Genomic DNA, 11299 nt, shown 5'->3' on the forward strand with positions numbered 1-11299 from the left:
GCGTACACGGTGTACCGTCGAATGACCGCGGCGCGGCAGTTTTCGCGCTTCGGGGTCGAGGCCGGCCCGCACGGCGGCTCCGGCCGCCGCTCACGCGGCGACACCATTCAGACGGTCAGGACGTCGATCAGGAGGATGCGGGCGCCTTGGCGCTCGACAACAGTATGGAACGTACGCGTTTCTTCCGCCGACCGGTGGTCTGGATCATCCTGGTCATCCTCGGCGCCGTTGTGCTCAGTCAGCTGTTCACCAGTGGTCCCAGCTACCACCGCGTGGACACTTCCGTTGCGCTCGACCAGCTCCACACCGCGAAGATCAATAAAGTCGTCTTCCAGGACAAGGAGCAGACGCTCCAGCTCGACCTGGCCGAGAAGACGAAGTTCGGCAAGACCGAGACCGACAAGATCGAGGCCCAGTTCCCGTACCAGGCTGGCGACCAGATCTGGAACGAGGTGTTGGACGCCAAGGCGGCCAACCGGGTCACCGGCCCGGCCGACGTCGAGGTCTCGTCGGACAGCATCTGGGTGAGCCTGCTGGTCAACCTGCTGCCCATCGCGCTGCTCGTGCTCCTGCTGCTGTTCTTCATGTCGCAGATGCAGGGCGGCGGCTCCCGGGTGCTCAACTTCGGCAAGTCCAAGGCGAAGATGATCACCAAGGACACACCGAAGACGACCTTCGCGGACGTCGCGGGTGCCGAGGAGGCCGTCGAGGAACTGCACGAGATCAAGGACTTCCTGCAGAACCCGGCGAAGTACCAGGCCCTGGGCGCCAAGATCCCGAAGGGCGTGCTGCTGTTCGGCCCGCCCGGAACCGGTAAGACGCTGCTGGCCCGCGCGGTCGCCGGCGAGGCCGGGGTGCCGTTCTACTCCATCTCCGGCTCCGACTTCGTCGAGATGTTCGTCGGTGTCGGCGCCAGCCGGGTCCGCGACCTCTTCGAGCAGGCCAAGGCGAACGCCCCGGCGATCGTCTTCGTCGACGAGATCGACGCCGTCGGCCGGCACCGTGGTGCCGGCATGGGTGGCGGCCACGACGAGCGCGAGCAGACGCTCAACCAGTTGCTCGTCGAGATGGACGGCTTCGACACCAAGGGCGGGGTCATTCTGATCGCGGCCACCAACCGGCCGGACATCCTCGACCCGGCGCTGCTGCGTCCCGGTCGGTTCGACAGGCAGATCCCGGTGGACGCCCCCGACATGGAGGGCCGCAAGGCCATCCTGCGGGTGCACGCCAAGGGCAAGCCGTTCACCCCCGACGTCGACCTCGACGCGGTGGCACGGCGTACCCCGGGCTTCAGCGGCGCCGACCTGGCCAACGTGATCAACGAGTCGGCCCTGCTCACCGCCCGCAAGGACCAGCGGGCGATCACCAACGACTCGCTGGAAGAGTCGATCGACCGCGTGATCGCCGGTCCGCAGCGACGGACCCGGGTGATGAGCGACCAGGAAAAGAAGATCACCGCGTACCACGAGGGTGGGCACGCGCTTGTCGCCTGGGCGCTGCCGCACGCCGCGCCGGTGCACAAGGTGACGATCCTGTCCCGTGGCCGCTCGCTGGGCCACACCCTGGTGCTACCGACCGAAGACAAGTACACCCAGACCCGGGCCGAAATGATCGACACCCTGGCGTACGCGCTGGGCGGCCGGGCCGCTGAGGAACTGGTCTTCCACGAGCCCACCACCGGCGCTGGCAACGACATCGAGAAGGCCACCCAACTGGCCCGCGCGATGATCACCCAGTACGGCATGAGCTCGAAGCTCGGTGCGATCAAGTACGGCACCAGCGGGGACGAGCCGTTCCTCGGCCGCAACATGGGCCACGAGCGGGACTACTCGGACTCCGTGGCCGCCGAGATCGACGGCGAGATGCGGGCACTGATCGAGCTGGCGCACGACGAGGCCTGGGAGATCCTGGTGGAATACCGGGACGTCCTGGACAACATCGTGCTCGAGCTGATGGAGAAGGAAACCCTCTCCACCGCCGACATGGCGCGGATCTGCGCCCGGGTGGTCAAGCGCCCGCCGCTGGCGCCGTACAACGGCTTCGGCAAGCGCCAGCCCTCCACCGAGCCGCCCGTGCTCACCCCCGCGGAAAAGGACGCGCTCAAGGCGCAGGCCCAGGCCGACGGCGCGCAGGCGTCCGTCGGTGGCGGCACACCGTCCAACAACTCGGACGGTACGCACTGAGCAACGACCCGACGGCCAGCTCCCCCAACCGGGAGCTGGCCGTCTCCGCGACCGAACCCGACGGCGACGACGCGTTGGACTACGTGGCCGCCCGACTGATCAGCGGCAGGCTCAGCGGCCGCCCGGTCGAGGACGCCATCGACCTCGGCCGGATCGAGAAGGCGGTCCGGGAGATCCTGATCGCTGTCGGCGAGGACCCGGATCGTGACGGGCTCCAGCAGACCCCGGCCCGGGTCGCACGCGCGTACGCCGAGCTCTTCGCCGGTCTTCGGGTCGACCCGGCGCAGGTCCTCAGCACCACGTTCGAGGCCAACCACGAAGAGCTCGTGATCGTCCGGGACATCGACGTGATGAGCCTCTGCGAGCACCACCTGCTGCCGTTCCGCGGCAGCGCGCACATCGGCTACATCCCCGGCCCGGACGGGCGGATCACCGGCCTGTCCAAGCTGGCCCGGCTGGTCGAGGTCTTCGCCCGCCGTCCGCAGGTGCAGGAACGCCTCACCGCGCAGGTCGCCGACCTGCTGATGAGCAAGCTCGCACCTCGGGGCGTCGTCGTGGTGCTGGAGTGCGAGCACATGTGCATGGCGATGCGCGGCATCCAGAAGTCCGGTGCCAAGACCATCACCTCGGCGGTGCGCGGCATCCTGCAGACGGACTCGAAGTCGCGGGCCGAGGCGATGGCCCTGATCATTCCCCGCTGACCCGTACGCTGCTGGTCGGCCGACCAACCCCGCTGTTCGCGGCCGGTCAGCCGGCCAGCAGGGCCAGCAGCAGACCCGCTGTCACCAACACCGCCGGCACCAGGCAGACAAGCGCGCCGAAGCGCGCAGTGCGGTCCAGTCGTTCACCGGGGCCGGCGCGGAACAACCTCCCGACGCCCACCCAACCGGCGACGAACGCGACCGCAGGCATCGGCAGCCCGCAGATCAACGCCGCCACACTTGCCGCGCCCGCCCCTGTCGACGCGTACACGATCACCTGGATCAGCGGCACGAGCAGCGCAAGCGGCCCGTACACCAGAAGGTTGCGTGCCCGCGCGGGCCAGGAACCCGGCCGGAACCCACGGCGGGCGGCCAGCGCCGCGTCCGCCGCCTCGGCCCGACCCCGCGCGGCCCGCAGCGCCGCCAACACGGCCGCCGGGCCGCCGGCCATCGACCGGGCCGCCTCGGTCAGCTCCGGCGGCGACGGCACCAGCGAGATCGCCGGCACGCCCAGCTCCCGCAGCCGCTCTTGCTGGCTCGCCAGCCCGGTGCGGACCACAGTCAGCTCCTCCCGGGCGGCCTCCGCCGAGCGGGCCTGCTCGCCGGCTGCCGCAGCCGCGCCGCGCCGCACCCCGTCCAGCTGACGCGCCGCCGCCAGGTACTCCGACCACGCGTTGGCGGGCTCCCCACCCGACCGCGCATCGTCCGGCCCGACCGTCCGCTGCCGGACCGGCCCGGTCACCGTCGCCTCCGCGCTCATCCCCGCACCTCCCGCGCGCACCGCCGGATCACCCCGCCTCGTCGGCGAACGGCACCAGCACCGTGCCCCGGTCGCCCGGACCGTCCCAGAGCGTCACCCGGTCGGGACGCGCCCGCCACTCCACCGGCCGGCCGAAGACGGCCGCGAGCTGCGCCGGCGGCACATCCAGCACCGCTACGGCGGCGAGCTTGTCCACCTCGCCGTCCGGCTCCAGCAGCGCGGCGAACGGCGGCACCGCCCGCCACCAGCCCAACAGGTGCCGGCCCGCAGGCGGGCCGTCCCGCAGCAGCGCACGCAGCCGATCCGCCGGCAGCTCCCGGGGACCGGGGCGATCCAACCCGAAGACCACGAGGTACGTCGGCAGCTCGTCGTCCGGATCCGCGAGCAGCGTCGGCAGGTCCACAATGCTGGCCGGATGACGATCGGCAAGCTCGGCCGTCAGCGTCTCCACAAGCGGCCGGGCACCCGGGTCCGGTGCCGCCAGCAGGAACCGCGCCGTGCCCGGCGGGTGGTGGGCCGCAGTGCTCCGGGCCGCCGTCGCCAGCAGCCCACCCGCCGCCGGACCCGACCCCAGCACCGCGAGGTTGCGGCCGGCCGCGGGCCCCAGCGGTACGGCAACAGTCGTGCGGGCCACGTCAACAGCCCGGCCGAGCAGGGCAGCCGGCCCGTGCGCCTGCCCCGCCAGTGCGGCCCGGTGCCGGGGATCGTTGCCCAGCAGTGGCCTCGCGTAGCCGGCGAACACCACGGGCGGGGCCGATCCCGCCGGCCGGGCGGCGAACAGTTCGTGCCGCAGCCGCTCCACCACCTCCGGATGGTCCTGCGGATCGGGGTGCCGGATCAGCCGCTCGTGGCCACGGATAGCGCCCCGAGGGCCGCCCAGCCCACCGGCGGTGTTCACCACCGCGCTGCCGACCGGTAGCCCTGCTGCCGAATCGTTCGTGGGCTCCAGCACCGGGCTGCCGCCCGGCAGCGCCACCCGTACCGGAAACTGCCCGAGCACCGAATCCCGGTGCCCGCCGTCCGAGCGGGCGCTCAACCCCAGCTCACCCGCCCCGGCAAGCACCAGGTGTACACCGTACGCCCGACCGGACCGGGCAAGCCCGTCCAACAGGGCGGCCACCTCGGCGGCCAGCCGGTCCCGCTCGGCGAAAACCGACGGCAGATTGTCCACCACACACACGATCCGTGGCAGCGGCCGGTGCTGGCGCAACTCGGCGAAGCGCTGACCACCCGCCCGCTCGGCCGCCTCCGTCCGGCGCCGCACCTCGGCCGTCAACTGTTCGAGCAGATCCCGCACGTACTCCCGGTCGGCAGCCATCGCCGCCGCCCGCACCTGCGGGATCCAGGACCGGTCCCGCTCGGTCTGGAGGAACTCCACGAAGGACTCACCGTCCCCGAGATCCACCAGATAGAGGGCGAGATCGTCCGGACCGTACCGGGCGGCAAGCCCGAGCAACGCCGTGGTCAGGAACGCCGCACGCCCCGCCTCGGACCGACCACTCACCAGCCAGTGCGGGGTCAGCTCCGTGAACCCCAGCGGCACCGGCCGACCCCCTGCATCACCGACCATCGTGGTCAGCCCGTCGGCCGAATCCGCCTCCCAGAGCAGCTCACCAGTCGCCGGCAGCAGATCCGCCAGCGCCAACCGGGAACCCGCCTCCACCTGCTCGGCCAGCCGCCGGCACACCGCGTCAACAAGGTCGGCCGGCGGGTCCGCCTCGACGAAGACAGGCGAGTTCAACCCACCCGGCGGCTCGGCACCGGGGCTCGCGAACGACGTCCCCGGCGGATCACCAAGCAGCGCGTACGCGTTGCGCAACACCAACGGAGTGGCCCGCGGCAGTGGCGCCCGAGCCGCGTACGGGCCGGCCGGAGGCCAACCCGTCACCACCAGGTGCAGCCCAGCGGCCGGACCCTGCTCCGCCAGCGCCTCGATCCGCGCCAGATCCGTCGGACCGGTCAGCTCCGGCAGCACCGCGATCACCAACAGCAGCGTCCGGTCGTGCCGGCGCCGCCCACTCGCCCCCGGGGCCACCCACTGCTCCGCCTCGGTCAGCACCGCGCGCAAGCCCGCCACGTCGACCGCCGGCGGCGGCAACAGACCCGCATCGCCAAGCGCGCCGAACGGGCTGAGCACGGCACCCGTGGCATCCACCGAACGCACAAGCAGAGAACCCGCCGGCGCCGCACCAAGCAGCCGCAACAGCACGGCCCGCAGGAGCCCCGCCATCCGGGGTTCCCGGGCGTCGACGTCCACACTGAGGTGCCCCGCCCCGACCAGCGGCACCAGTGCGGGGAAACGGGCGTCGTCCAACGGCGCAGCCGTACCCACCCGCACGAACGGCGGCGGGCCGTCACCTGCCGGAGAATCTGCGGTCAGCGAATCCAGGGCGGTGCCCGACCAACCCGGAGCCAAGCGCTCGGCAACCACCCGTAGACGGTCGGCCAGCTCGTACTGGCGACGCTGATCAGCGGGGGCCGGGCGGGTCTCGTCGAGGATGCCTGCCGCGGCGGTCACGACAGCTGCGGCCCGGCGGTGCAGCGCTGCGGCGCGGTTCGTGCGTGCCTTCGGACCGGCCACCGCGTCCACCCCCTCTGCCCGAGGTTGGCAACCCCTCCCGAGCAGAGACGGTATCCCAGCCATGGCCACTCCACCGGGAGGTGCCACGGCGGTGCGCCGGTGTTGTCGCGGATCTCACCAGTGGGCAGCGGTCCGTCACGATCCGCTCGATCTGAGGCATTGGCTCCGGAGCGTCCAGCCGTTAACGTCAGGAGGTGGAATCAGTGCAGCCCCCCGCCGGTTCCCAGGTCTCCCGCGTACCGGCCCAGCGGACACCGTCCGAGCAGTTGCCGCCGGCCCAGCCAGCGCCGACGCCGCAGCCGCCACGCCGCCGGTTGCGGACTGTGCTCATCGTGGTCGGAGGGGTGCTCGCACTGGTCGGCATGGGCGCTGCCATCACGGGTTTCGTCTGGTACAACCGGGCTGCTGCCCCCGACCGCAGCACGCCAGACGTGGCGGTAGCCAACTATATTCAGTCATTCCTGGCAGATCGTAACGACGCGAGAGCAAGCGAGTTCGTCTGTCAGGGCGGCGCGGATATCGAAGAACTGCGGCTGCTTCGGGATGATCTGATTGCGCGCGAAAGTCGCTTCAGCGCGAAGATCTCAACAAGTTGGGAGGGCTTTGTCCTTCAGCGGCAAGACGATTTCGCCGTCGTGGAGGTCGACGTGATCCTCTCAGCGGTCGTGGACGGGATTACGCAAAGTGATCGCCAGCGTTGGCGATTTGAGACACGGCACCAAGACGGCTGGCGGGTGTGTAAGGCCGAAGGGCCCTGAGAGGAATCATTCGATCCATAGCAGATGGACCGGGACTTCCAGGGTGGTGGGTGACTGGCCGCGCCAGGCCCAGCGGTACCACTCCACCTCGGGCGTGATCCGTACACAGATGTCACCCTCGGCACCTGAGTAGGTCTCGGTGACCGCCCGCATGTCCCGATGTTCCACGCCGTCCTCGACGTGCACGACCCGGCGACCGGTGACCGCGTCCGCCTCGAAGACGGGGGTGGGCGACGGGTGGGACGGGCCGTCCAGTGACACCAGCCGGATCCCGGGTTCCCGGCTGCTGTCCGCCACGGGCCGCTCGCCCACCACCTCCACCCATACCCGCTCCACCGGCATCAGCGGCGCGAACACCTCGACCTGGTCGGCCTCGGCCCGGTACCACTCGTGCTCGGGGATCACCGGCACGTAGGTGCGTGCGCCCTGCACCACCCGGTCGTCGGCGCGCAGATCGCCTCGCCAGCCCAGCCCTGGCAGGCCGACCAGGACCCGCCGCCCGCGTAGCTCCACGGGTTCGGTAGCAGAGACGATGGTCAGCGGACGAGGCGGCCGAGGTGCCCAGTCGGGCTGGTCGGCGAAGGGGTCCGGCATTGGCCCGGTCATGCCCGTGGTGACCTCACTCCGCAGCGCGCAGCGGGGCACCCCGCTGCCGCATGAACGGAACCGGGTCGATCGCACCGCGGCTGGACCGGTCGTTGCGCCGGTGCACCTCGAAGTGCAGGTGCGGGCCGGACGAGTTGCCGCTGCTGCCGACCTGCCCGATGACCTCGCCCGCTGCCACGATCTGATCACGCGCGACGCGAGGGCGGGTCACCATGTGGCAGTACCTGGTGATGTAGCCGCCGGCATGCAGCATGTCGACAAACCATCCGCAGCCGCCCTTGCCGGGATAGCCGTCCACGTCACAGCTCTGCCGCCCTCGGTCGTCGGGGTCGCAACGGGCGACCAGCACCCGACCGGCGGCTGCGGCGCGGATATCGGTGCCCTTGGCCGCACCGATGTCCACCCCGTTGTGGCTGGGCCGCTCGGTGGTCCGGAAGCCGGAGCCGACGTCGCCGGGGATCGGCGCGGTCCAGCCGGAGGCGGCGATCTCACCACGCTCGGCGGCGTTGCAGACCGCCTTGCCGTTGATCTCGACGGTCCGGGCCGCACCGCCGGCCAGGGCATCCACGATCGTGCTGGCCAACTCCTCGTGCTTGGCGTACGCGTCCGGATATGCGCTGATCTGGACCTGCTGCGCCACCACGGTCAGCGGTCGGCGCTGCCAACTCCGTACCTTGACGAGTTTCTCGTAGAACTTCCGAGCCGTGTAGGCGGGATTCATCCGCTCGGCGACGGAGCCCCACCCCGGCCGTTGCTGGAAGAGGCCGAGCGAGTCGTGGTCGGCGCCCACACCTTCGTGCGGCAGGGCGAGAGACTCGGGTACGCCGGAGTTCGCGAGGTTGCGCAGTGCGGACTCCTGCATCGCGGTGGCCAGGGCGATCACCCAGCCGCGCGAGGGCACTCCCATGTCCTGGCCGACCTTGATGATGATCGCGGCGTTGCGGATCTGTGTGTCGCCGTACTCGGCAAACCGGGGCAGTTCCCCAGTGATGTCAACCGGCCGGACGGGGCCGCAGCCCCACCCGGCCAAGCTCTCCCCGTCCTCCGCTTCGCCGCCGAGCCCGCTGAGGAAGAACGCTGCCGTGCCGCCCGTACAGCAGAGCAGGAGCAGCACACCGGTGAGAATGCTGGCGATCAGGCCGATCCGTATGGGCCGACGGACGGCTGCGGAGGCACTGCCTGCGGTCATTGCCGCTCCCAGTCCAGGACGTCGACCAGCCAGCCGCCGTCGGCCATGACCAGCTCGAGCCGGAGTCGGCCGTTGTCGAGTGGCAGAAGCACCTCGACGAACGTCTCGGTGCCTGCCCGCATCGTGGTCGGGCCGGTCACCTTCTCGGCCGGAACGCCGGCAGGCTCGGCGCCGGCCAGCTTCTCGGTAAGCGTCGGCGTCGACAACGGCCGCAGCCCAGCGTGCCATTCCTCGGCGGTCATTCCGGGCCGGCCGAGCCAGGCCGCTGCGAACCGGTCGGCGGTCTGCTCAGGAGTACGGGCACCCACCGGGGTGACCGGCGACGGCGGTGCCTCGGTGGCGAGGACGCCATCGTCACCGGCCTTCGGGTCCACGGTGGTGATCGGCCGGCTCGGTCGGCTGCTCAGACCGTCCGCCGGGTCGAGCGGACCGGAGGCCAGACGGGCAACCCCGATCACGCCGAAGACGAGCACCGCGATCAGCAGCGCCACCCCCAACCGGGACCGCAGCGCCCGGGTGAAGAGGAACTCCAGAGCACGTCGCATCGCTGTCACCGGGCCTCTGAACGCACCCGCGGTCCGGTGCGGTCCGGCGCACGTTCGGTGGAGCCCGGCCGGTAGACCACGAACGACGGATTCTCGGCCGGCACGTCCGGTTCGGTCCAGGTCGCAGGCTGTCGCCGTCGCGGCTGGGGCGGAACCGGTGGACGCTTGCCGCCCGTCTCCGTTGTTGGCGTCTCGTGGGCGCGTTCCTGACCATCGGGCCGCGCGCCGCCGGTGCGTTGACCTTCGAGCGGGGCGGCCGAGGTCGGCACCGGATCTTCCCTGCGCGCCTCCGGGCGCAGCCGGGTCTGCTCCGCGTCCGGCGACCGGCGGCGTCCACCCACCGGCTCCGCCGTGCCTCCCGGCTCCGCGATGTCGAGCCGCGCCGCGACCCGCATGTCCCGGAAGAACCGGCGGTGCCAGGATCCGGCCGAGCTGACCGCCTCGCTGCTGTCCTTGCCGCCCAATTGGGTGATCCGTCGGTACGGCCGCAGCAGCAACCAACCGACCACTCCGCAGAGCCAGACCAGCACCACCTGGAGCCAGCCGGGCAGGGTGGGCGTACTCATGATCAGGTCGACCGCGAACAGGTAGATGGCCGCCCCGGTGCCGAAGATGGCGATGTTGAACACAGCGGCGACCACGGCGTTCGCTAGCCGCCGCAGTCCGGCACTGGCGGGCCGGAGCAGTCCGATGGTGCCCAGGATGGGCGCTGCGATCACCGCCCACCGGAAGATCAGGAAGCCCAACAACACCAGCACCGACGCGGTGAGATCGAACATTGCGAAGAGTATGGCCGCGAGCACTGCGATGAAGCCGGCGCCGATACGGTCCATGTCGCGTGTGCCGACGAGAAATTCGTAAGCTTCCGGGTCCTCAGTCTTAATCTGTTCCGCGACCGTCATCCACTGTTTTTGCTTAGACTTAATGACTACATCACGGGTGGCCGGGTTGGAACGGATGGATTCCGCCTCACCCCAGCTGAGGGACTTGGCGTCATACAGTGCCCGCCCGTACTTCTTGGCGGTTTCACTATCCGCCGAGCCGAGCAGACCACGCAGCCAGTTGCGGTAGAGCATTGACTCGGTCGCGGTGTCGCTGGCCCGAACGGCTGGTGGCCGCTTGTCGACACACGCATCCGGGTTGGGGAGCACGCACCTATCCGTCGGGATGTCCCTAGATGCCGGACCTATGGCGTCGTGCACGACGCCGAGTGAGGTGATCAGGGTGCTGTCAGCGATGTTCGCCGACTTGACAGGCCAAGCGGCGAGCGCGGTGACAGCCACCATAACCAGTAACGCCCAGCCGGCCGTCGTCATCGCATTGCTCATGTCCGACTGGCGGGAGCGCCAGAGCAGATAGAGGCCGACGACGCAGAGCGTGATGATCCCGAAAACGCTGAACACCTTCTGGTAGACAGCCTTCGTGGCCTTATCGACCAACGGGTCGGCCCAGTTCCACATCGAGCCGGGATCCCAAGCCCGCTCCCGCAACGCATTCGAGGCGCCCACGACCGCCGTGGCCATCATGAGTTCGCCGTTGGCGACTGTGGTTGTGAACTTGTAGTCCGGGTGGAGAACGGTGGAGGCGCAGCCGCCCTCCACGTCATAGGTGTTGAAGCTGTATCCACCAAAGCCGTATTCGCTATAGATACCATTCGGCCCAGGCAACTTGGAAGACTCCGGACGAGAGGCAAACCAGCCGGCCAGGCCCGAATCCGGGGCGGACGGAACGGGTGGCTTTCGGCAGTCAATCTCGGCATCGGCGACCGCCTGGAGCTTTGCGACACAGGCCCGGAAGTCGGCCTGCCACTCCGGGGTCGTACACAGGTCGGCGCGGGCCTGGGCGACGGGCCGGGCGGCGGCGGACGGTGCGGCGGCGGCAGCCTCCGCGCCGATCAGCGGCCAGGAGAGGCTGGCCCCGGCCAGTACGCCGAGGGCGAGCAGGAACGACGCGATCCGTGCCCAGGCCCTCGCCAT

9 protein-coding genes are annotated in these 11299 nt (G+C 70.4%); 3 read left to right on the forward strand and 6 right to left on the reverse strand.

The features are described from left to right. The first annotated feature begins 164 nt into the window (after positions 1-164). On the forward strand, positions 165-2183 hold the full coding sequence (gene ftsH, locus ACPXB1_RS09130) for an ATP-dependent zinc metalloprotease FtsH (RefSeq protein WP_355590116.1): 2019 nt from the start codon (positions 165-167) through the stop codon (positions 2181-2183). Positions 2184-2218: 35 nt separating this feature from the next. Further along, a complete protein-coding gene (gene folE / locus ACPXB1_RS09135; protein WP_355590392.1) occupies positions 2219-2884 on the forward strand; it encodes a GTP cyclohydrolase I FolE in 666 nt (221 codons plus the stop codon). 46 nt (positions 2885-2930) lie between these two features. On the opposite strand, the gene ACPXB1_RS09140 is transcribed toward folE, so the two are convergent. Then, the gene (locus ACPXB1_RS09140) at positions 2931-3644 is read right to left on the reverse strand and encodes a hypothetical protein (RefSeq protein ID WP_355590113.1); all 714 of its coding nucleotides are present in this window, start codon (positions 3642-3644) and stop codon (positions 2931-2933) included. A gap of 28 nt (positions 3645-3672) precedes the next feature. Then, entirely contained in the window at positions 3673-6234 is a 2562-nt protein-coding gene (locus tag ACPXB1_RS09145) for an FtsK/SpoIIIE domain-containing protein (RefSeq protein ID WP_425735055.1), read from the reverse strand. A 194-nt stretch (positions 6235-6428) separates the two neighbouring features. Here ACPXB1_RS09145 and ACPXB1_RS09150 point away from each other — a divergent pair, with 194 nt between their 5' ends. Beyond that, on the forward strand, positions 6429-6983 hold the full coding sequence (locus tag ACPXB1_RS09150; protein ID WP_355590389.1) for a hypothetical protein: 555 nt from the start codon (positions 6429-6431) through the stop codon (positions 6981-6983). 6 nt (positions 6984-6989) lie between these two features. Here the strand turns inward: ACPXB1_RS09150 and ACPXB1_RS09155 are convergent, their stop codons facing one another. Genes ACPXB1_RS09155 through ACPXB1_RS09170 form a run of 4 tightly spaced genes read right to left on the reverse strand, consistent with a single transcriptional unit; the run spans position 6990 to position 11299 of the window. Then, positions 6990-7589: a hypothetical protein gene (locus tag ACPXB1_RS09155; protein WP_355590108.1), complete on the reverse strand. Its 600-nt coding sequence runs from the start codon at positions 7587-7589 to the stop codon at positions 6990-6992. A gap of 13 nt (positions 7590-7602) precedes the next feature. Next, on the reverse strand, positions 7603-8778 hold the full coding sequence (locus ACPXB1_RS09160) for a M23 family metallopeptidase (RefSeq protein WP_355590105.1): 1176 nt from the start codon (positions 8776-8778) through the stop codon (positions 7603-7605). Further along, the gene (locus ACPXB1_RS09165) at positions 8775-9332 is read right to left on the reverse strand and encodes a hypothetical protein (protein WP_355590102.1); all 558 of its coding nucleotides are present in this window, start codon (positions 9330-9332) and stop codon (positions 8775-8777) included. Before ACPXB1_RS09165 ends, ACPXB1_RS09160 begins: the two co-directional genes overlap by 4 nt. Further along, complete coding sequence (locus ACPXB1_RS09170) at positions 9329-11299, reverse strand: MFS transporter (protein WP_355590099.1); 1971 nt, start codon at positions 11297-11299, stop codon at positions 9329-9331. Before ACPXB1_RS09170 ends, ACPXB1_RS09165 begins: the two co-directional genes overlap by 4 nt.

The organism is Micromonospora sp. DT68 (genome assembly GCF_049847245.1).
Lineage (GTDB): Bacteria > Actinomycetota > Actinomycetes > Mycobacteriales > Micromonosporaceae > Micromonospora > Micromonospora profundi.

Bases quoted from the DNA above. Each gene is read 5' to 3' on its own strand.
- ACPXB1_RS09155 (WP_355590108.1), bottom strand. From the start codon at position 7,589: ATGACCGGGCCAATGCCGGACCCCTTCGCCGACCAGCCCGACTGGGCA.
- ACPXB1_RS09170 (WP_355590099.1), bottom strand. From the start codon at position 11,299: ATGGCGAGGGCCTGGGCACGGATCGCGTCGTTCCTGCTCGCCCTCGGC.
- ACPXB1_RS09160 (WP_355590105.1), bottom strand. From the start codon at position 8,778: ATGACCGCAGGCAGTGCCTCCGCAGCCGTCCGTCGGCCCATACGGATC.
- ACPXB1_RS09140 (WP_355590113.1), bottom strand. From the start codon at position 3,644: ATGAGCGCGGAGGCGACGGTGACCGGGCCGGTCCGGCAGCGGACGGTC.
- ftsH (WP_355590116.1), top strand. From the start codon at position 165: ATGGAACGTACGCGTTTCTTCCGCCGACCGGTGGTCTGGATCATCCTG.